This is a genomic window from Pseudomonas sp. MD330_10 (assembly GCF_042610415.1).
Lineage (GTDB): Bacteria > Pseudomonadota > Gammaproteobacteria > Pseudomonadales > Pseudomonadaceae > Aquipseudomonas > Aquipseudomonas rhodesiae.
The window spans coordinates 342,844-364,254 of the sequence record NZ_JBHGZU010000002.1 but is presented as its reverse complement, the minus strand read 5'-3'; the positions used below and the strand labels follow the sequence as shown (position 1 = coordinate 364,254).

17 protein-coding genes and 1 pseudogene are annotated in these 21,411 nt (G+C 59.2%); 7 read left to right on the top strand and 11 right to left on the bottom strand.

What is annotated here, in order from left to right:
- From livG to ACFZPT_RS04755, 4 genes are all read right to left on the bottom strand, one after another.
- Complete coding sequence (livG, locus tag ACFZPT_RS04770) at positions 1 to 768, bottom strand: high-affinity branched-chain amino acid ABC transporter ATP-binding protein LivG (protein WP_034096297.1); 768 nt, start codon at positions 766 to 768, stop codon at positions 1 to 3.
- Positions 765 to 2,018: a high-affinity branched-chain amino acid ABC transporter permease LivM gene (locus ACFZPT_RS04765; RefSeq protein ID WP_034096298.1), complete on the bottom strand. Its 1,254-nt coding sequence runs from the start codon at positions 2,016 to 2,018 to the stop codon at positions 765 to 767. The genes livG and ACFZPT_RS04765 overlap by 4 nt, the downstream gene beginning before the upstream one ends.
- Positions 2,015 to 2,938, bottom strand: coding sequence for a high-affinity branched-chain amino acid ABC transporter permease LivH (gene livH / locus ACFZPT_RS04760; protein WP_034096299.1), 924 nt, complete (start codon positions 2,936 to 2,938; stop codon positions 2,015 to 2,017). Before livH ends, ACFZPT_RS04765 begins: the two co-directional genes overlap by 4 nt.
- Positions 2,939 to 3,167: 229 nt before the next feature.
- Complete coding sequence (locus ACFZPT_RS04755) at positions 3,168 to 4,295, bottom strand: branched-chain amino acid ABC transporter substrate-binding protein (RefSeq protein WP_034096300.1); 1,128 nt, start codon at positions 4,293 to 4,295, stop codon at positions 3,168 to 3,170.
- A gap of 342 nt (positions 4,296 to 4,637) precedes the next feature.
- Between ACFZPT_RS04755 and ACFZPT_RS04750 the strand changes: the two genes are divergently transcribed.
- Entirely contained in the window at positions 4,638 to 4,940 is a 303-nt protein-coding gene (locus ACFZPT_RS04750; protein ID WP_034096301.1) for a DUF2288 domain-containing protein, read from the top strand.
- 241 nt (positions 4,941 to 5,181) lie between these two features.
- Here the strand turns inward: ACFZPT_RS04750 and ACFZPT_RS04745 are convergent, their stop codons facing one another.
- The 3 genes from ACFZPT_RS04745 to ACFZPT_RS04735 form a co-directional block, all read right to left on the bottom strand.
- The gene (locus ACFZPT_RS04745; protein ID WP_034096302.1) at positions 5,182 to 7,359 is read right to left on the bottom strand and encodes a hypothetical protein; all 2,178 of its coding nucleotides are present in this window, start codon (positions 7,357 to 7,359) and stop codon (positions 5,182 to 5,184) included.
- A gap of 205 nt (positions 7,360 to 7,564) precedes the next feature.
- The gene (locus ACFZPT_RS04740; protein ID WP_047881523.1) at positions 7,565 to 9,829 is read right to left on the bottom strand and encodes a bifunctional diguanylate cyclase/phosphodiesterase; all 2,265 of its coding nucleotides are present in this window, start codon (positions 9,827 to 9,829) and stop codon (positions 7,565 to 7,567) included.
- A 138-nt stretch (positions 9,830 to 9,967) separates the two neighbouring features.
- Complete coding sequence (locus ACFZPT_RS04735; protein WP_099312675.1) at positions 9,968 to 10,333, bottom strand: YkgJ family cysteine cluster protein; 366 nt, start codon at positions 10,331 to 10,333, stop codon at positions 9,968 to 9,970.
- Between the two features lie 254 nt (positions 10,334 to 10,587).
- Between ACFZPT_RS04735 and ACFZPT_RS04730 the strand changes: the two genes are divergently transcribed.
- Complete coding sequence (locus ACFZPT_RS04730) at positions 10,588 to 11,934, top strand: MFS transporter (RefSeq protein WP_034096305.1); 1,347 nt, start codon at positions 10,588 to 10,590, stop codon at positions 11,932 to 11,934.
- A 120-nt stretch (positions 11,935 to 12,054) separates the two neighbouring features.
- Here ACFZPT_RS04730 and rapA read toward each other — a convergent pair whose 3' ends face one another.
- Positions 12,055 to 14,901 (bottom strand): RNA polymerase-associated protein RapA, encoded by a 2,847-nt coding sequence (gene rapA / locus ACFZPT_RS04725; RefSeq protein ID WP_034096306.1) that lies wholly within the window; start codon positions 14,899 to 14,901, stop codon positions 12,055 to 12,057.
- A 218-nt stretch (positions 14,902 to 15,119) separates the two neighbouring features.
- Between rapA and ACFZPT_RS04720 the strand changes: the two genes are divergently transcribed.
- Entirely contained in the window at positions 15,120 to 15,461 is a 342-nt protein-coding gene (locus tag ACFZPT_RS04720) for a hypothetical protein (protein ID WP_034096307.1), read from the top strand.
- Here ACFZPT_RS04720 and ACFZPT_RS04715 read toward each other — a convergent pair.
- Positions 15,458 to 15,702: pseudogene (locus ACFZPT_RS04715) on the bottom strand (aminotransferase); the annotation flags it as partial. The gene ACFZPT_RS04720 and the pseudogene ACFZPT_RS04715 overlap by 4 nt on opposite strands.
- Before the next feature lie 205 nt (positions 15,703 to 15,907).
- On the opposite strand from ACFZPT_RS04715, the gene ACFZPT_RS04710 reads away from it, so the two are divergent.
- Both ACFZPT_RS04710 and ccoM read left to right on the top strand, forming a co-directional pair.
- Entirely contained in the window at positions 15,908 to 16,069 is a 162-nt protein-coding gene (locus ACFZPT_RS04710) for a hypothetical protein (RefSeq protein ID WP_094064713.1), read from the top strand.
- A gap of 143 nt (positions 16,070 to 16,212) precedes the next feature.
- Entirely contained in the window at positions 16,213 to 16,329 is a 117-nt protein-coding gene (gene ccoM, locus ACFZPT_RS04705; RefSeq protein WP_034096309.1) for a cytochrome c oxidase subunit CcoM, read from the top strand.
- Between the two features lie 153 nt (positions 16,330 to 16,482).
- Here ccoM and ACFZPT_RS04700 read toward each other — a convergent pair whose 3' ends face one another.
- On the bottom strand, positions 16,483 to 17,958 hold the full coding sequence (locus ACFZPT_RS04700; protein WP_034096310.1) for an inorganic phosphate transporter: 1,476 nt from the start codon (positions 17,956 to 17,958) through the stop codon (positions 16,483 to 16,485).
- A 311-nt stretch (positions 17,959 to 18,269) separates the two neighbouring features.
- Positions 18,270 to 18,470, bottom strand: coding sequence for a hypothetical protein (locus ACFZPT_RS04695; RefSeq protein WP_003172389.1), 201 nt, complete (start codon positions 18,468 to 18,470; stop codon positions 18,270 to 18,272).
- 557 nt (positions 18,471 to 19,027) lie between these two features.
- Here ACFZPT_RS04695 and pcaR point away from each other — a divergent pair.
- Complete coding sequence (gene pcaR, locus ACFZPT_RS04690) at positions 19,028 to 19,870, top strand: pca regulon transcriptional regulator PcaR (RefSeq protein ID WP_034112318.1); 843 nt, start codon at positions 19,028 to 19,030, stop codon at positions 19,868 to 19,870.
- A 145-nt stretch (positions 19,871 to 20,015) separates the two neighbouring features.
- Positions 20,016 to 21,356: an MFS transporter gene (locus tag ACFZPT_RS04685; RefSeq protein WP_034096312.1), complete on the top strand. Its 1,341-nt coding sequence runs from the start codon at positions 20,016 to 20,018 to the stop codon at positions 21,354 to 21,356.
- The last annotated feature ends 55 nt before the right edge of the window (positions 21,357 to 21,411 follow it).

Genomic DNA, 21,411 nt, shown 5'->3' with positions numbered 1-21,411 from the left:
TTACGCTTCCCCCAAATAGGCTTTGATCACTTCGGGATTGTCGCGGATCTGCTCCGGGGTCCCGTCAGCCAGCGGCGTACCCTGGTTGATCACCACGATATGGTCGGAGATGCTCATGACCAGTTTCATGTCGTGCTCGATCAGCAGCACCGTCACGTTGTTTTCCTCGCGCAGCACGCTGATTAGCGCCTTGAGGTCTTCGGTTTCCTTGGGGTTCAGGCCGGCGGCCGGTTCGTCGAGCATGAGAATCCGCGGGCGGGTCATCATGCAGCGGGCGATTTCCAGGCGACGTTGCTGACCGTAGGCCAGGGTGCCAGCGGGACGGTTGGCAAACTCGGTGAGGTTGACCTTGTCCAGCCAATACGCGGCGTATTCCATGGCCTCGCGTTCGCTTTTGCGGAACCCCGGGGTCTTGAACAGGCCGGCAAAGAAGTTGGTGTTCAGGTGACGGTGCTGGGCAATCAACAGGTTCTCTACGGCGGTCATGTCCTTGAACAGCCGCACGTTCTGGAACGTGCGCACCACGCCTTTGCGGGCGATCTCGTGGCCGGCCAGGCCCTGGATCGGTTGGCCGTCCAGCAGGATGCTGCCGCCGCTCGGTTTGTAGAAACCGGTAAGGCAGTTGAACACCGTGGTCTTGCCGGCGCCGTTGGGGCCGATCAATGCCACGACCTGTTTCTCTTTGACGGTCAGGGCTACGCCGTTGACCGCCAGCAAGCCGCCGAAGCGCATGCTCAAGTTTTCGACTTTCAGGATCTCGCGGCTCATTTGCGCAGCTCCATGTGTGGACGTTGCATGGGCAGCAGGCCTTGAGGTCGCCAGATCATCATCAGCACCATCAGGGCGCCGAACATCAACATGCGGTATTCGCTGAACTCACGCATCATTTCCGGCAGCAGGATCATCACGATCGCCGCCAGGATCACGCCCAACTGCGAGCCCATGCCACCCAGTACCACGATGGCGAGAATGATCGCCGACTCGATAAAGGTAAACGACTCCGGCGTCACCAAGCCTTGGCGCGCGGCGAAGAAGCTGCCGGCGAAACCGGCGAACGCAGCACCCAGGGTGAACGCGGAGAGCTTGATGATGGTCGGGTTCAGGCCGAGGGCACGGCAGGCGATTTCATCTTCGCGCAGCGCTTCCCAGGCACGACCGATCGGCATGCGCAACAGGCGGTTGATCACGAACAGCGCGGCCAGAGCCAGCAGCAGGGCGACCAGGTAGAGGAACACCACTTTGCTCACCGGGTTGTAGTCGATCCCGAAGTATTCGTGGAACGTCTGCAGGCCTTCGGCGGCGTTACGGTCGAACGTCAGCCCGAAGAACGTCGGCTTTGGGATGCTGCTGATGCCGTTGGGGCCGCCGGTGATGTCGGTGAGGTTACGCAGGAACAAGCGGATGATTTCACCGAAGCCCAGGGTCACGATGGCCAGGTAGTCACCGCGCAGGCGCAGCACCGGGAAGCCCAGCAGGAAGCCGAACGTCGCCGCCGCCATGCCCGCCAACGGCAGGCAGATCCAGAAGCTCCAGCCCAGATAGTGCGACAGCAGCGCATAGGTGTAAGCACCCACCGCGTAGAAGCCCACATAGCCCAGGTCGAGCAGACCAGCCAGGCCCACCACGATGTTCAGGCCCAGGCCCAGCAACACGTAGATCAGGATCAGGGTGGCGATGTCCACCGCGCCGCGCGAGCCGAAGAATGGCCAGATCAATGCGGCCACGATCAGGCCGACGATGATGTAGCGCTGGGTACGCGGCAAGGTTAGGAATTGACTGACCTTGGGCGATACCAGTGGGCCACGGTTGCCTTTGAACAAGGCGCCCACCTGCTGGGTGAACAGCACGCGCAGGAACATCAGCACCGAGCACAGGGCAATGATGGTCAGGGTCACGGGACCGGTGCCATGCACTTCCAGGTTGATGCCGACAATGCTCAGCTTGAGGCCGAGGACCGGGAACGCCACGGCCCATACCAACAGGGCGCTGAAAAACGCCGATTTAAGATATCTGCTCATACTTTCTCAACCTCCGGACGGCCCAGGATGCCGGTCGGACGGAACAACAACACCAGGACCAACAGGCCGAACGCCACGACGTCCTTGTACTGGTCGCCGAAGATATCGGCGCCAAACGCTTCGGCCACACCCAGCACCAACCCGCCGAGCATCGCGCCCGGAATACTGCCGATGCCGCCCAATACCGCCGCAGTGAAGGCCTTGAGGCCCACCAGGAATCCGGCGTTGGGGTTGATCACGCCGTACTGCATGCTCAGCAGCACCGCCGCGACGGCAGCCAGCGCGGCACCGATCACGAAGGTCAGGGCGATGATGTTGTTGGTATTGATGCCCAACAGGTTGGCCATCTTGATGTCTTCGGCGCACGCCCGGCAGGCGCGCCCCAGACGGGAGCGAGAGATAAACACGGTCAGGCCCAGCATGGCCACCAGCGTGACCACGAAGACCAGAATCTGCATGTAGGAAATCAGGACTTCTTCCGCGCCGCCCGGGCCGAAGGAGATGCTCCCCGGGATCAGGTTGGGGATGGATTTATCCTTGGAGTCCTGGGACAGCAATACAGTGTTCTGCAGGAAAATCGACATGCCGATGGCGGAAATCAGCGGGATCAAACGGTTGCTGCCGCGCAAGGGGCGGTACGCGACGCGTTCGATACTGTAGCCATAGGCACTGGTTACGACGATCGATGCAATAAAGGCAGCGGTCATCAACAGCGGCAGGGAGTGGATACCCATCATGGCCAGCCCGGCAAGGGCGATGAAGGCCACGTAGGAACCAATCATGTACACCTCGCCATGGGCGAAGTTGATCATTCCAATGATGCCGTAAACCATTGTGTAGCCAATAGCTATCAAGGCATAGGTGCTGCCAATGGTCAGGCCATTAACCAGCTGTTGGAAAAAATGATAGATCTCAGGCATTACAGCGCTCCTAAAAACCCGATACGCATTTCACTGGTGGAGTCATGTTCCGGCCCCGTGCTGTGTTCTGTGAGCACATTTGCACGTTGCGTTTGCCAGCGAACCGCTGGTGACGGTTTTAAGATTTTCAGGTGAGCCAGCGCCCGGATCGCGGGTGACATGGCCCATAAACCTCGTAAAACAAAGCCCACTGCTTTCACAGTGGGCTTGTTGACCAGTAACGCCTGGCTTACTGAGGGGATACTTCGGTTTTAGGTTTGCCGAAGTGCCACTGGTAGACCACGAACTTGAAGTCCTTCAGGTCGCCGTTTTTGTCGAAGCTCAGGTCGCCGGTAGGCGTCTTGAAAGTGCCCGCGTGGATGGCTGCAGCCACTTTGGCGGTGTCTTCGCTCTCGGCGGCTTTGATGCCACCCGCGATGACTTCGATGGCCGAGTAGGCTGGGAACACGAACGGACCGGTTGGATCCTGCTTGTTCTTGGTGAACTCTTCCACGATGGCTTTGTTGGCAGGGTCGGTGTCGAAGGACTTCGGCAGGGTCACCAGCAGGCCTTCGGAAGCGTCCTGGGCGATCTGCGAGATGGAGTCGTTGCCGACGCCTTCCGGACCCATGAACTTGGCGTTCAGGCCTTTTTCCTTGGACTGGCGCAGGATCAGGCCCAGCTCTGGGTGGTAGCCGCCGTAGTAGACGAAGTCGACGTTGGCTTGCTTGAGCTTCTGGATGATCGAGGAGAAGTCTTTATCGCCAGCGTTCAGGCCTTCGAAGACGGCTACTTTTACGCCTTTCTTCTCGAGGGTCTGCTTGACGGCGGTGGCGATGCCTTCACCGTATTGCTGTTTGTCGTGCAGTACCGCAACGACTTTCGGTTTCACGTGGTCGGCGATGTAGTTACCGGCCGCAGGGCCCTGGGCGCTGTCCAGACCGATGGTGCGGAAGATCATCTTGTAGCCACGGGTGGTGATTTCCGGGCTGGTGGCTGCCGGGGTAATCATGATGACGCCTTCGTCTTCATAAATATCCGAGGCGGGTTGGGTGGAGCTGGAGCACAGGTGGCCGACTACGAATTTGACGCCGTCGTTGACCACTTTGTTGGCTACGGCCACGGCTTGCTTAGGATCGCAGGCGTCGTCGTATTCCTTGGCTTCGAGCATCTTGCCGTCGACACCGCCTTTGGCGTTGATATCGGCGATGGCCTGCTTGGCACCCATGAACTGCATGTCGCCGTACTGAGTCACAGGGCCGGTTTTAGGGCCGGCGATGCCGATCTTGATGGTGTCGGCTGCGAACGAATGGCCGGCAACCCCAGCCAGGACCATAGCGGCAAACAGTTTGGAAATCTGCTTAGTAGCCTTATTCATAGTGCTCCACTCTTACTGTTGTATTTTTTATAGTTCTGGCGGCCTTGTGAGCTGCTGAACCGGATCGGATATCTCGGATATCCCCCCGGCAACCGCCTGGCAACTGTACCGGTACAGTGTAGAGCGCCGGTTGATCGCTTGAAAAGCTGGCTGCCAGGGGCAAATCCGGGGGTGTCGCTTAAATGAAAGAAAAAGACAGAATTGCGGCGGGGGTGATACCTGTATCTCGCGCATTCCTTGGCTTTCCTGACACTTTTCAATCGTTGACGCATTTGCAACTGGGTTTTTCTGCCTGAAGCGTGACGTTATGATTGCGCCGATTTTTTCTTCAGGTGAACTCCCATGACGCAAGAACCTAGCACCCTCTATGCCAAGCTGCTCGGCGAAACCGCCGAGATCTCCTGGAAGGAGCTTGAACCGTTCTTTGCCAAGGGTGCCCTATTGTGGGTCGACCCCAGCCTGGATTTGATCGAAGCCGCAGAGGGAATGGCCGAGGACAATCGCGACAAAGTCGCGGCCTGGCTGGCCGCGGGCAGCCTCGGCGAAGTGTCTGCCCCGCGGGCATTGGACCTGGTGGAGCGTGATCCAAGCCTATGGGCGGTGGTGGTTTCTCCGTGGATTCTGATCCAGGAAAGGGCGTCGTAAGAAAATTCTGCACGAGAATGGTGCGTGATTTCTGCTCGAAGAAGTGTGTAGCGGAGTAACCGCTGGCGGCGTGATGGCATCTTGCCGTAGAGAAAGGTCACAGCCGAGGGTGACGTGCACGTCACGGGAACAGTTTCAGGGGGCTAGGAAGGCCTGGGCAATTGTTTCGAAGTATGCCAGTGAAATGAAGGCCTTCATTCAAAGCGCCATCGCGGACCCGCCGCGATGGCATCGCCTCACGTCAGCCGGTCTTGCCGGTATGGTTGTTCAACGAAATGACCTTGGTCTTCCCGATCCGATGACGGTAAATCTCACGCAGGTACTTGATCGCCTTTTTCACGCAATCCCGTGACAGGCGAATGTCATTGATCGACACGAACTTCTCTTTGTCGTTGATCAGCTCGCGGTACTTCTTCTCATACATCGGTTTGATCGCGTACCAGTTGGTATCGAGGATCTTCGCCGGGTTTTCAAACTCATTGAGCAACTCGTCGATACGGTCTTCGTCGAAATCCTCGTGGATGATGAAGTCCAGGATCGAGTTGTCCAGGGTGTCGTCGAAACGATACGGGTTGCGCGCAAAGCAGCGTTTGATAAACGCCACGATCAAGGTGAGGAAGTCGTCCGACAGGCACGGGCTCTTGGCGATCAAGGTGGTCAGTGACAGGTTGGCCGACGCGCCGATCACCAGGGCATAGCGCTTGAGCGTGGTGTTGGGGAACAGGCTGTTGAGGTGAGTCTTGAGCCGATTCAGGTCCATATAGGACAGCTTGTAGTCCTTGGGCAGCGAGACGATCGACACCACCGACGAGCAGTTCTTGAAGAAGTGCAGGTCGTGCAGCGCCGCCGCGTCATAGCCGGAGTTCTTGTATTGTTCCAGGGACGCCTTGTAACGCTTGGACTCGATCGGCAATAGGCTGATGCCTTCGATGGCCTGGGTGACTTTATTGAAGTGCGGCAAATCGATGGAGCGGAAGAACAGGTCGTCGATGTTCAGGCGCTGAGGTTCTTTTTCGAACACCTTGAACTTGTCATTCGACGGCGCCGGGGTTTCCGGGACCACGGATTCGGCGTAGGCAATCGCCACCGGGCCGGCCAGGCTCATAAACAGGTCGTTGGCATCCAGGCGAATGGTTTCGCCGATGTCGATACCGGCGCGGCGGAAATAGTTCTGGTCGTAGTCGGTGGTCACCGCCTGGGCCGTGAGGATGTTGAAAATCTGCTGGGAGATGTACTGGTTGGCGTGTTTCTCCATGGCATTGACATCAATGTTCTGGATATTGCCGTCGTCGCTCTCTTCGGCGTAACGCATGATGTCGTTGGAGATCAGCATCATGGCGTTCCACGGCCGGATACGGCCCTTCACGCTGGCTTCGCTGCTGTCTTCATTGGCGAAGTTGTACGAGAAGTCCCATTCTTCGGAAAGGTATTTGCACAGCAGGCGCCCGGCGTTGATGTGCAAGGCCTCGGACATTTCGCTGCGGTGGTCGGAAATATTCGGCAGTACGCAAATGCCGCTGGTGAAGATCGGCTCGAATACAAAGGCATGTCCGCTCTTGCTGTCGTGCTCGTCGGCGGGTTTGGTATCGAACGTTTTGTTCATGTACGAGTGTTGTTGAGCCAGGCCGAATTCGGACGCCATCCCCGAGCCGGTGCCGCCGCCGGCGCTGAAAATCGAAAAGTACAGGCGCGACTGGTTGGCTTTGATGCCGCAGGAGTCGATGAGGTACGAGTGGATCATCTTCCAGTCGGGGCTGGAGAAACGCTGGGTATCTTTGTTGAGGATGATCTTGGCCAGGTACTGGCCGAGGATCGGGGCGTTACCGGCGCCGCCGGCATGCACTTCCGACAGGTCCATGATTTTCATTTTGCTGTAATCGCGCAGGAAGCCGCTCTTTTCGTTTTTGCGCGAGAAGCGGATACGCCCGGCGATGTCTTTATCCAGGTCGCCCAGCATCACCAGCGGCTCCACCAGGAACACCGGTTTGCTGGCCTTGCCGCTGCCCAGCCGCAAGTTGTTGCGAATCCATTGGGCCGGGCTGTAACCCTTATCGATCGACTTGTCTTCAGTGCTGAACTCGTTCAGGTAAAACTTGCGCGCGTTGTACACCAGTTCTGCCACGTCCAGAGCGATGTTGGAACCGCAACGGCCCAGGCCGATCAGGCACACCGAGGGGAATTCCTGGTCGCTGTGCTGTTCGCCATCGCCTTCGGCGTGGGGTGGGCGCGGGAACACCATGTCGCGCAGGCCGTCGAGGTTATCGAGAATGCGGTCGGTGTTGGTTTCGGTGAAGTACAAATACTGCTGAGTGGCCAGCGCGGAGGGGGTGCTCAATGACTTTGAACCTGAGGTTTTTTCCGCAGGAGCTGTGAGCAACACGTCGGATACCACGTTGGCAGAGTTATTTTTAGAAGTCATTGTGCGCCATGTGCCTGGGCGGATGGCTGAAGTGCATCAAAAGGCCATCACGGAATGGGAGTTCGCGACTTTACAGTGCGTCGTTGTCCTGCGCCGTTGGGCTTGAGGCTGAAGCACTCAAGAAAACGCTGATGCGGACTCTGATGAATCGGCCGTTCGTCGGCGATCTTTAGGGAAATGATGGCGAAATGCCAAAGATTGATGATCAACGGATGGGCCTTACGATCGAACCGGCGCCGCTGCGGCTGGCCGAAGGCTCCTTCAAAAGTGCCGACTCCTTGCTGGCGGCGGCGCGCATCCGGTGGAGAGGGTTGCGCCGCTCAATGCCCTGAACCACGCCAATGATGTCGCTGACGGCCACCGCCGGACTTAACAGGTAGCCTTGGATGAAATCGCAGCCCAGGCCGTGCAGCAGTTCGAATTGGCTCTGGGTTTCCACGCCTTCGGTCACTACTTGGAGGTGAAGGGTATGGCCCATGCCAATGATCGCCTGGACGATCTCCATATCGGCGGTGGACTTGGGAATATCTTGGATAAACGAGCAATCGATCTTCAATGTGTTGAGCGGCAAGCGTTTGAGATAGGCGAGGGACGAATAGCCGGTGCCGAAATCATCAATCGCCAGCGACACGCCCAGTGAGCGAATTTGCCGCAGCAGCGCCAGAGTGCTACTGATATTGCCCATCAGCGCGTTCTCGGTCACTTCCAGCTCCAGTCGATTGGCGGCCAGGCCGCTGAAGCGCAGAGCGTCTTCGATTTCATCCGCCAGCTCATCCCGCTCCAGGTTCAGGGCTGAGCAGTTCACCGAGAGGGTCAAGTCGGTGTAGCCCCGGTCCGTGAGCAGGCTCAGGTCATGGCAGGCTTGGCGCAGCACCCAGTGGTCCAGGTCGGCGATCAAGCCGTTGTTTTCGGCAATCTCGATAAACCGATCGGGGGCTAGCAGCCCGTGCTGTGGATGCTGCCAGCGTACCAGGGCTTCCAGGCGACTGACTTTGCCCAGTTTCATGTCGAAGATCGGTTGGTAGAACAGCACCAATTGGGTTCCGGTACGCAGGGCACTGCGCAGTTCTTCTTCCAATTGCAATTCGAGGGTGGCGCGGGTCTTCAAGTTGGAACTGAAGAAATTCAGGCTGTTGCGCCCCGCATCTTTGGACTGATAAAGCGCCAGGTCGGCGGTTTTGAGCAGCTCTTCGCATGTCTGACCGTCATCGGGAAACAGGCTGATGCCGATGCTGGTGGTCATCACCATCCGACGGCCCGCCAGTTCCACTGGTTCTTTCATTTTCTGCATGATGCGTTGGGCCAGATGCCGCGCTTCATCGCGGTGGTGAATGCTGATGAGGATGCAGAACTCGTCGCCGCCGAACCGGGCGACCACGTCGGCATGGCTGCGTACCGAGCCTTTGATATGGCTGGCCAGCACTGTCAGGAGCTGGTCGCCGGCGTCATGGCCGAGGCTATCGTTGATACGCTTGAAATGATCGATATCGAGGAAGATCACCGCCATCATGCCGTGGTTAACGGTGTTTTCTGCAACTTTCTCCGCAAAGACCTGGTTGAACCCGCGACGATTGAGCAGGCTGGTCAGCGCATCGTAATGGGCCACCTGCTGCAAGGAGGCGCGAGCTTGGTCCAGTTCGCTGAGCAATGCGTTGACTCGGCGCAAATCGCGTTCCTTGTGCTGCAGCTTCTTGTCCGCCAGGGCCGCGCTGATGCTGCTGCTGATGACCAGCAGGGTGATGACAGCCACCGACAGACCCAATTGGATGGGATTGTTGTCCAGCCGTAGCGAAAGGTCTGCACCCGTTGGCACCACCAATTGCAGGGCTGCCATTCCGGTGAAATGCATGCTGATAATGCCCGCGCCCAGCACCAGGCTGGCGGCGTATTTGAGCAGTTGATGGAATATTCCGGCGCCGGTGCGCAGGTAACTCGACAGCAACAACGCCGCCAGGCTGGCGCCCATGGCAATGCCGATTGAGGCCAGCAGCAGCCATGAGTCGAAATACATTTGGGCCTGAGAACGCATGGCCGACATGCCGACGTAATGCATCAGGGCGATGCCGATGCCTATCCACACAGCTGCGAGCAGGTATTGATGCAGTCGCACCTTCGTATGGCTGAGGGTTTTCATTGCGAACAGCGAAGCGACGAGGGCGATCAACAGGGACGTGAAGGTTGTGAGCAGTTCGTAGTGAAACGCGATGGGAGCCTGGAAGGCCAGCATGCTGATGAAGTGAGTCGACCAGATGCCGCCGGCCAGGCAACCCGCACCAAGCCAGCGCCAGTGGCGGCGGGCGGTAGGGTTTTCGACATGGCCGACCCGTTCAGCCATATCCAGCGTGCCGAACCCCGCCGCGCAGGCGACCAAATAAGCCAGCAGCACCAGGAATGGGTTATGACTGCAGTTGAGTAATAAGTGCCCGTTCGCTGGAAGGTCGGTAAAAAAGTGCAGACCTAGCCATTCCATAGCATGTCCTGTCATAGGGTCACGTCACTGCCTACGGCGATGACCTATGAGGTCGAGTATAGAAGCCTCGCGGGATTTTCCATGGCTAATGGCACTTTGCTCTGGACCATTTCGGCATGCCGTTCATAGCGTTTGATGCTAAGCGCTGATGGGAAGCTCCACTTCGAACGGTGCTGGCAACGGCGCCAGGCCGAACGCAGCGCGCGCAGCATCGCAGTCGACGTTCTGCACGCCCTGGCTCCAAGACGATTCAAACTCGCGGCAGACGCTGGAGCGTTGTTCGTAGACCGTGCAACGGGTGCCTTCGCCCACCTGGCCCTCTAGGCTGCAGCAACGCGCGGGCTTTTGGTCGGTGCCGATCATCGCCACGCGGGTGGGGTTGATCTGTACCACCAGATCATCGGGCACCGTGCCCCCCGACGAGGCGCACTCGCCCCAGAAGAATGACACGCGAAAATAGGAACAGCAGGCACCGCAACTCAGACACGGACTGGCTTCGGACATGGGCGTCATCGATACGAAAAGTGGGATAGGGGCACTACAGGAAGGCTCGCCATTCTATCCACGCCATCGCCATTGGGAAGAGGGGGGCGCACATATATTTTGCGTACGCAAAGTCCCGCAGCGCCGGGTGAAATTACGTCCTATCAGCTTTACGAATCATTACAGACAACCACCGCCAGCGTGACTATGTTGCAGGAACCTGAGCAGGATGCAGCGGGCATCGCAGCTCTCATAACAATAAAAGAGACGGACCCATGCAGAACTCGACCCAAGCGGCGAATGCCTGGCGCATTCTGTTCCTGCTGTTCCTCGCCAACCTGTTCAATTTCTTTGATCGCACTATCCCGGCGATCATCATCGAACCCATTCGCATGGAATGGCACCTGAGCGACTTCCAGCTCGGCATCATCGGCACCGCCTTCACCATCGTCTATGCCATCGCCGGCCTGCCCCTGGGGCGTCTGGCCGATACCGGTTCGCGCAGCAAATTGATGGGCTGGGGCCTGTTTGCCTGGAGCGGGCTGACGGCGGTCAACGGCTTGGTAGGTAGTTTCTGGAGTTTTCTGCTGGTGCGCATGGGCATCGGCATCGGCGAAGCCAGCTACGCACCGGCCGCTAACTCGCTGATTGGCGACCTGTTCCCAGCGCACCGCCGCGCCCGCGCCATGGGGATATTCATGCTCGGTCTACCGTTGGGCCTGCTATTGGCGTTCTTTACCATCGGGGCGATGGTCAAGGCGTTCGACAGCTGGCGCGCGCCGTTCTTTATTGCCGCAGTGCCGGGGCTGATCCTGGCGGTGTTCATGTTCTATATCAAAGAGCCCAAGCGTGGCGCGGCCGAGACTGTGCAGGTGTCGCAGACGCGTGTCGACCGCCCGATCCGCCGTGTGCTGGCGGTGCCGACATTCCTGTGGCTGGTACTGGCCGGGCTGTGCTTCAACTTCGCGACTTACGCGTGCAATTCCTTTCTGGTGCCGATGTTGCAGCGCTATTTTCTGCTGCCGTTGCAAGACGCGGCGGTGGCCACTGGGGTTATCGTCGGTGTGACCGGCCTGGTCGGTCTGACCCTGGGCGGCTGGATCGCCGATAAGATTCACCAGCGGATTGCCAATGGTCGGCTGTTGTTCGCCGCCTGCAGTTTGATTATTTCCACCGTCACTACCGCCTGGGCCCTGCATGCCGGGCGCATTGAAATCGGCGTGTTTATCGCGCTGTTCAGCGTTGGCTGGTTGTTTGCGTACAACTTCTACACCTGTGTCTACACCGCGATTCAAGACGTGGTGGAACCGCGCCTGCGGGCTACGGCGATGGCGCTGTTTTTTGCTGGGTTGTACCTGCTGGGCGGCGGCATGGGGCCGATTGTGGTGGGCGGTTTGTCCGACTACTTTGCCCATTCGGCGATGTATGCGGACGGGGCGCAACAGATGACGGAAGCCTACAAGGCCGTGGGGTTGCACGACGCCATGTACCTGATTCCGGTGGCGCTGTTGTTGACGATGCTGTTTCTGTTCCAGGCCTCGCGCAGTTTTGTGCGGGATGCCAAGCGGATGAAGGAGGGGTTAAGTGCGGTTGAAGTGCCGGCTGTTGCCGCGACCGCTTGAGACTGAGGTGATGCCATCGGGGGCAAGCCCCCTCCCACAGTTGACCGAGTTGTCATGTCGATCACAGATCAATGTGGGAGGGGGCTTGCCCCCGATAAGGTCACCAGGGCAGGAGAGTCATCAACCCGCCACCAGCACCCGAATCGCTTCCAGACGCAGCGCAGCTTTGTCGAGCATGGCCAGGCCTTGCTCGCGCTGCTGGCGCAGGGCAACCAGTTCGCTGTCGCGTACGGTCGGGTTGACCGCTTGCAAGGCGGTCAGGCGCGCCAGTTCTTCATCGGTATCCGCCGCCAGGCGACGTTTGGCTTCGGCCACGCGTTCGGCATGGCGCGGGGTGATCTTCTCTTCACCGGCGTTGATGCGCGGGGTGAGTTGATCACGCTGGGCCTGTACGAACTTGTTGGCGCTGGCCCGTGGCACGCTTTCCAATTGATCGTTGAGGGTTTCGAACGACACTCGACCGGCCAGGTCGTTGCCATTGGTGTCCAGCAGGCAGCGCAGGGCCGCCGGCGGCAGGTAGCGACCCAGTTGCAGCGAACGCGGCGCCACCACCTCACTGACATACAGCAGTTCAAGCAGTACGGTGCCGGGTTTGAGCGCCTTGTTCTTGATCAGCGCCACGGCGGTGTTGCCCATGGAACCGGACAGCACCAGGTCCATGCCGCCCTGCACCATCGGGTGTTCCCAGGTGATGAACTGCATGTCTTCGCGCGACAGCGCCTGGTCGCGATCGTAGGTGATGGTCACGCCTTCGTCGTCGCCCAAGGGGAAACTGGCGTCGAGCATCTTTTCGCTGGGCTTGAGGATCAGTGCATTTTCCGAATGATCTTCGCTGTCGATACCGAACGCATCGAACAGGGTTTCCATATAGATCGGCAGTGCGAACTGATCGTCCTGCTCCAGGATGGCTTCCACCAGCGCATCGCCTTCACCTGCACCGCCGGAGTTGAGTTCCAGCAGGCGGTCGCGACCGGTGTGCAGTTCCTCTTCCAGACGCTCGCGCTCGGCACGGGCCTCGTCGATCAGCGCTTGCCACTCGCCATCGTCGGCGTTTTCCAGCAGCGGCAGCAGGCGCGGGCCGAACTGATGCTGCAAGGCGTTGCCGGTCGGGCAGGTGTTGAGGAAGGCGTTCAGCGCCTCGTGGTACCACTGGAACAGCCGCTCCTGCGGGCTGGTTTCCAGGTACGGCACATGCAGTTCGATCACATGTTTCTGACCGATCCGGTCCAGACGGCCGATCCGCTGCTCCAGCAGGTCCGGGTGGGACGGCAGATCGAACAGCACCAGGTGGTGGGCGAACTGGAAGTTGCGGCCTTCACTGCCGATTTCCGAACAAATCAACACCTGGGCGCCGAATTCCTCATCGGCGAAGTAGGCGGCGGCGCGGTCACGCTCAAGAATGTTCATGCCTTCATGGAACACCGTGGCCGGAATACCGGAACGCACGCGTAGGGCGTCCTCCAGGTCCATGGCGGTTTCAGCGTGGGCGCAGATCACCAGGACCTTGGTGCGCTTGAGCATTTTCAACTGGTCGATCAGCCACTCGACCCGTGGGTCGAAACGCCACCAGCGGTTTTCTTCGTCGATATCCGGCTGCGACTGGAAGCTGACTTCCGGGTACAACTCGGCGTGCTCGCCCAGGGGCAGTTCGAGGTATTCGTCCGGGTTCGGCAGCGGGTAGGCGTGCAGCTTGCGCTCCGGGAACCCCTGCACCGCGGCGCGGGTGTTGCGGAACAGCACGCGGCCGGTGCCGTGGCGGTCCAGCAGCTCACGCACCAGACGGGCGCTGGCATCGGTGTCGCCATCGTTGACGGCGGTGAGCAGCGCTTCGCCTTCGTTGCCGAGGAAGCCGTGGATGGTCTGGTGTGCGGCCGGCGACAGACGACCCTTGTCCAGCAGTTCCTGCACGGCTTCGGCCACCGGGCGATAGTTTTCGCTCTCGGCACGGAAGGCTTGAAGGTCATGGAAGCGGTTCGGGTCAAGCAGGCGCAGGCGCGCGAAGTGGCTGTCCTGGCCCAGTTGCTCCGGGGTTGCGGTCAGCAGCAGCACGCCGGGAATGACCTCGGCCAGTTGCTCGACCAGCGCGTATTCCGGGCTGACCTTGTCTTCATGCCACACCAGGTGATGGGCTTCGTCGACCACCAGCAGGTCCCAGCCGGCGGCGAATAGCGCGTCCTGGGCTTTCTCGTCGTCCACCAGCCATTCCAGGGCCACCAGCGCGAGCTGGGTGTCTTCGAATGGGTTGGTGGCATCGCTTTCGATAAAACGTTCTTCGTCGAACAGCGCAACCTGCAGGTTGAAGCGGCGGCGCATTTCCACCAGCCATTGGTGCTGGAGGTTTTCCGGAACCAGGATCAGCACGCGATTGGCGCGGCCCGACAGCAGCTGGCGATGGATCACCAGGCCGGCTTCGATGGTTTTGCCCAAGCCCACTTCGTCGGCCAGCAATACCCGCGGCGCGATACGGTCAGCGACTTCACGGGCGATATGCAGTTGGTGCGCGATAGGTTGCGCACGTACGCCGCCCAGGCCCCATAGCGAAGATTGCAGTTGGCGGCTGGTGTGTTCCAGGGTGTGGTAGCGCAGCGAGAACCAGGCCAGCGGGTCGATCTGCCCGGCGAACAACCGGTCGCTGGCCAGGCGGAACTGAATGAAATTGGAGAGTTGGGTTTCCGGCAGGGTGACCTGCTCGTTCTGCCCATTGAGGCCGTGATACACCAGCAGACCGTCGACGTCGTCGACTTCCTGCACGGTCATTTTCCAGCCTTCGAAATGGGTGATGGAGTCGCCCGGCGAGAACCGCACACGGGTCAGAGGCGCATTCCGTAGCGCATACTGGCGGGTGTCGCCAGTGGCCGGATAGAGCACGGTCAACAAGCGGCCGTCCTGTGCCAGAACGGTGCCTAACCCCAGCTCTGCTTCGCTGTCACTAATCCAGCGTTGCCCCGGTTGATACTGCTGCGCCATGCTGCCTGACTCCCGCCGTGAAAAAGCCGACTATCTTAACGGAACAAGGTCCACCGCCCAAGGACTCTGACAAAAACTACGCCGTTTGCATGCTGCCTTGGGCGCTGAATCGACGGGTGGCGGGCACTTGCGAGTGTCGACTGGGTCACAGCTTCAAACCGTGGCGCTCAAGTCGCTCCGCACTACGCCGACAGCCTGAGATCAGGAGATGAAAACTTATGCTGCCACCCATGTTGCCCGTCAGCGTTGTGCCGGTCACGTCACAACTCGATCCGGTGCGCCAGAAGCCGGATATCCCGCCCGTGGTGCCCGTGCAACAAGGCTCCAACGAAAGCACGATCGATCTGAAAAAGGGCGATGCGGAACAATCCACTTTTCTGCTGCGCGAGGAACAACGTCGTCAGCAGGAGCAGCAGAAGCGTCGGCGCGAGGCGGATGAAGATCCCGAGCAGCACCTGGCCATCCCCGGCGATCTGCTCAACGCCGATAATACTGTGCCGGTAGTGCCGCTGATTGAGGACGCGCCCCGCCAGGGCCTGTGGGTGGACGTCGAAGTCTAGCGACGCAACGCCCGCAGGGCGTTTAGCAGGGCATCGATATCGTCATCGTCATCGTCGCTGAGCGGGCAGACGCAGATGCGCGCAATGCTGGACAGGCCCCGTGCCTGCATGTCCCACGGCTGTAGGCCACGCCGTTGGCGCCAATGTTGATGCCCAGCAAGCCCAACCGCCGTTTGAGTTCGAACCCATCTCAGTCGTCGAGCGTGAAGGCGATCAAGCCCGATTGATGCTCGCCCAAGTCAACTTCCGTGCGTGCCACGGCTTCGAACGCTCGCAGGGCCGGCAACGGCGGAAGGTCTTTGTGCAGTGCCACCTGAATGCACCTCGAACGGTTGGGCAGATGCGCCGATCTTGGTCGATGGCCTGCCTTTTGTCGTTCGCTGATTTGCCGTGGGGCGGGGTTGGCCGCATTATTGGGGCATTCCCGCCACCACAAAAGCCAAGCCATGAGTGATGAACCCAAGCTGATCGACCTGAATGCCGAACGCGCCAAGCGGGTGCATGACCTTAACGAGAAACGTCTGAATGAAGTTCGCCAGGCATTCGAACAGGCCATGCCCCTTGGAAAAGCCAAGAAGAAACCAAAAAACAAACCTAAAAAGCGTTGAAATGACCTGCATCTATTGATGCAGGTCAGTTATTTCCCTCCTTTACGCCCCGTTGCGGGCGACATTGATCCCCGTCAATTTTCCAATGTGCCTTCTCCATTAACTTAGCCCCATCGCAACAGGGCAAGCACAGGAGGCCGGTCATGTTTATCGATAATGTGGTGTTTGCCGGAGTGCTGACGGTCAGCCTCATGGTGTTGTTCTTTGTAGGGTTTGGAATTTTTATCTGGAAAGACGCGCATAAGCGTAAAAAACCTTAAGTCTTTCCGGGTTACATGAGCACGCAAGGCATTTTGGGCGACTTCGGTCGCCCTTTTTTTTGCCTGTTATTTATGCCTGGCATTAATGCGCAGCCATAAAAAAAGGTGCGGTCCTCCTGCGAGGCCGCACCTTCTTTATTCAGCGCAGGGCGATCAGCTACCCAGCGCCTTGGACGCCAGCCAGAACAACCCGGCCGACAACGCCACCGTCGCCGGCAAGGTCAGCACCCAGGCCATCAGGATGGTCTTGACCGTGCCGCCTTGCAGGCCGCTTTTGTTGGCAACCATGGTGCCGGCAACGCCGGACGACAGCACATGGGTAGTCGACACCGGCAGGCTAAAGATGTTGGCCAGGCCAATCATGCTCGCCGTGGTGATCTGCGCCGACATGCCTTGGGCGTAGGTCATGCCTTGCTTGCCGATCTTCTCGCCGATGGTCAGCACTACGCGCTTCCAACCAACCATGGTGCCCAGGCCCAGGGCCAGTGCAACGGCCAGGATCACCCAGAACGGTGCGTACTCGGTGGTGGCGGTCAGGTCTTTGCGCAGCTTGTCGAGGTCGGATTTCTCACGGGCATCCAGGCCTGGCAGCTTGCCGACTTTCTTCGCGGTGTCGTCCAGGCAAAGCAGGTAGCGACGCACTTCGATACGTTGATCGGCGCTCAGCGAATGGTAGTCGGACACACCTTTCAAGGTGTTGACCAACGCGTTGATGGTCGGCTCGGTCTGTTGCGGGTTGCACTGGAACTTGCCCGGCAGGTCGTCCTTCATGCTTTTGCCCAGGGCCAGGAACTCGCCGAGGGTTTCGTTATTGCGCTGATAGAACTGACTCAAATGCACGGTGGCGTCGCGGGTGCGTTCGATCTGGTAAGTGGTGCTGCCCAGGTCGAGTACGAACTGCGCCGGCACGATACCGATCAGCACCAGCATGATCAGGCCGATACCCTTCTGGCCATCGTTGGAACCGTGCACGAAGCTTACGGCCATGGCCGAGATCACCAGTACCAGACGGTTCCAGAACGGCGGATGCTTCTTGTCGTCGAGCTTGCGGCGCTGGTCCGGCGTCTTGTGCATCTTCGACAGCGGGCGCCACCACTTCAGGCCGATGAGCACCAGGGCCGCGACCAGGAACCCGGCCATCGGCGAGAACACCAGGGAGGCACCGATATCGATCGCTTTCTGCCAGTTCACACCGTCAGCCAGGGGGATATCGTTGATCAGTGCGTTGGCCAGGCCGACACCGAGGATCGAGCCGATCAAGGTGTGGGAACTGGAAGCAGGGATGCCGAAATACCAAGTGCCGAGGTTCCAGGTGATCGCCGCCGCCAATAATGAGAAGACCATGGCCAGACCATGGCCGGTATTCACATTGATCAGCAGCTCCACCGGCAGCAGATGCACGATGGCGTAAGCGACACCCACACCGCCGAGCAACACGCCGAGGAAGTTGAACACCCCAGAGAAGAACACGGCCAGGTGTGGCGGCATGGCTTTGGTATAGATGACTGTGGCCACCGCGTTAGCGGTGTCATGAAAGCCATTGATGAACTCGAAGGCGAGGACAAAGGCCAGGGCGAGCAACAGGCTCACTAGAACCCACGCATCCAGTCCGCTGAATAAATCGATCATGAAGGTTTTCTGACCCGGTCGTAAGGGGGCGCGATTATGCCAGAAAACCTCGGTAATCGATGCACTAGCTGCTCATCGGTAACATTCATCAATGAAAAAATACCCAGGGACGGCGTGTATCCCAAGGATTCCGGGGCTTTGGCAAGTGTTTGATTTATAAAGCAGAGGGCGTGCGAGGAGGGGGAATGTCACCAAAATGTCATGTCGGAAACATTTGTATGAAATTTTACTGTGAGTGGTGAGATGCCAAGAAGCCGGCTGCTAGCCATACGCCAGCAGCCAATGCCACACCCAGGCTGTAACCGAATCGCTTATGGCTCTTCGGCCTTGAGTTCCTGTTCTATCTTTTGGATTTCCTGGGCAAACGCCTGATCCAGCAGGCTGGCGCGCTTGCGCCACGGTTTGCGCTCAGGTTCAGGCTGGGCGGCGTAGGTGGTGACTTCCCCGCCGTAAACGTCCTTGTAACGTTGTTCCTGGCGCTCAAGTTCCGCGCGCAGTTCATCTTTCGTCACATTGTTACCTAAATGAGTTGAGTGTATTTAAGTTCAAGCGTCATGCCTGATGGCCGTCCCGGATTGTTCAAAGTTGAACCGTTGTCGTGTTCAAGTTTGAAAATACAGAAGACAGACGCGGCGGTCATTCAGGCAAGTAGTTGCGCTCGGTCATGCACTGCCTGTGCACGGTTTCGGGCCCGGTTGCGCTAGCAACGTCGAATGGGCCTGAGCACACGGTGCATTATAGCGGCGCATCTGAATAACACTATCGGTATGAAGTTAAAAAGCTTCAACGGTGTGTGAGTGTTTTGTTACACCCACGTGTGAGTATTAATAAATGTCTGGCGTCAGAAAGTCCGCATTTGCTTTAACGGCCAAGATCATTTGTATAAGTCTTTGCAGAACCATCAGGTTGAGCGCGGAACCCCCGGGGGAGGCGCGGCGAATTGCGATAATCGAATACTCGTTCGATAATCGCACGATGTCGTCGGCCCTACCTTGTATCACGCGGCCGGCGCGGCTTGTAATACCCGGCAAACCTCCCCGTGCGGCTGACAATAAGAGAAGGCATCGAGATGAACGATCAATTGCGCAATTCTTTCGCGTCCGTAGCCCCTCCGATCGTTGCCTCGCCGGCAAAACGCATCCAGGCGTTTACCGGTGATCCCGACTTCATGACCTCCCTGGCCCGCGGCCTCGCCGTGGTGCAAGCCTTCCAGGAGCGCAAACGCCACCTGACCATCGCCCAGATCAGCCATCGCACCGAAATCCCGCGTGCCGCCGTGCGCCGTTGCTTGCACACCCTGATCAAGCTTGGCTATGCCACCACTGACGGACGCACCTATTCGTTGCTGCCCAAGGTGCTGACCCTGGGCCACGCTTATCTGTCGTCCACGCCGCTGGCGGTATCGGCACAGCCCTATCTGGATCGCATGAGCGAGCAACTCCATGAAGCCTGCAACATGGCAACCCTCGAAGGCGACGACATCCTCTATATCGCCCGTTCGGCCACCACTCAGCGCCTGATCTCTGTGGACCTCTCCGTCGGCGGGCGTTTGCCGGCGTATTGCACCTCCATGGGTCGCATCCTGCTGGCAGCGCTGGACGACGCATCGCTACAGGATTATCTCGACCACGCCGACCTGCAAACCAAAACCAGCCGTACCCTTACCACGCCTCAAGCCTTGTTCGAATGCCTTCAACAGGTGCGTCAGCAGGGCTGGTGCATCGTCGATCAGGAACTCGAACAGGGCCTGCGCTCCATCGCCGTGCCGGTGTATGACGCCTCCGGCCAAGTGCTCGCGGCGCTGAATGTGAGCACCCACGCCGGGCGGGTCAGTCGCAGCGAGCTGGAGCAGCGTTTCTTGCCCAATATGCTCAGCGCCAGCCGCGAGCTGAGTGCGCAGCTGTTTGCCTAAGTGTTCGGTGACCGCACAGATCCCGGTCTGATCAATTGACGGTGTTTCCCCCGGCTTATTAATGTGCGGCAGCGCTGTTCCAGCGCCCTTTAATAAGAATGACGGCCCCAGGCCGTCAGCCCGCCATCGGTGTGGAATAAAAATAATGAATCAGCCTTCTGTCGGTACTTCTCTGGACGTGCAGTCCTTTATCAATAGCCAGCCACTGTCGCGCTATCAGTGGCGCGTGGTCATCCTATGTTTCCTGATCGTGTTTCTCGATGGCCTCGATACAGCGGCCATGGGCTTTATCGCGCCGGCTTTGTCCCAGGACTGGGGCATCGACCGCGCCAGCCTTGGCCCGGTGATGAGCGCCGCGTTGATCGGCATGGTGTTCGGTGCCCTGGGCTCCGGCCCGCTGGCCGACCGTTTCGGGCGCAAAGTCGTGCTGGTAGGCGCGGTGCTGGTGTTCGGTGCATTCAGCCTGGCTTCGGCCTACAGCAGCAGCGTCGATCAGTTGCTGGTGTTGCGTTTTCTCACCGGCTTGGGCCTGGGCGCGGGTATGCCCAATGCCACCACCTTGCTCTCCGAATACACCCCTGAGCGCCACAAATCGCTGCTGGTGACCAGCATGTTCTGCGGCTTCAACCTGGGCATGGCCGGCGGCGGATTTATCTCGGCCAAGCTGATCCCCGCGTTTGGCTGGCATAGCCTGTTGTTGATCGGCGGCATTCTGCCGTTGATCCTGGCCGTGGTGCTGCTGGTGTGGTTGCCGGAATCGGCGCGTTATCTGGTGGTACGCAACCGTGGCACCGACAAAGTGCGCCGGACCCTCTCGCCCATCGAACCCAATCTCGTCGCCCAGGCCACCCATTTCAGTGTGCCCGAACAAAAAACCGTGAAGGCACGCAACGTGTTCGCGGTGATCTTTTCCGGCACCTACAGCGCCGGCACCTTGTTGCTATGGCTGACCTACTTCATGGGCCTGGTGATCGTGTACCTGCTGACCAGTTGGCTGCCGACCCTGATGCGCGATAGCGGCGCGAGCATGGAGCAGGCCGCGTTTATCGGCGCGCTGTTCCAGTTCGGCGGTGTATTGAGCGCGGTCGGCGTGGGCTGGGCGATGGACCGGTTCAACCCGCACAAGGTCATCGGTACGTTTTACCTGCTGGCCGGTGTATTTGCCTACGCGGTCGGGCAGAGCCTGGGCAACATCACGCTACTGGCAACCCTGGTGCTGATCGCCGGGATGTGCGTCAACGGCGCGCAATCGGCGATGCCTTCCCTGGCGGCGCGCTTCTACCCGACCCAAGGCCGCGCCACTGGGGTGTCGTGGATGCTCGGCATTGGGCGTTTCGGCGCGATTCTCGGGGCCTGGATGGGCGCCACGCTGCTGGGCCTGGGCTGGAACTTCGAGCAAGTGCTCACCGCCCTGGTTATTCCCGCCGCACTGGCCACCACCGCCGTTGTGATCAAAGGCATGGTCAGCCATGCCGACGCGACCTGATCGATAGCCTGCCAACAATCAGTTCGATAATCGAACGCTTAGTCGATTATCGGAT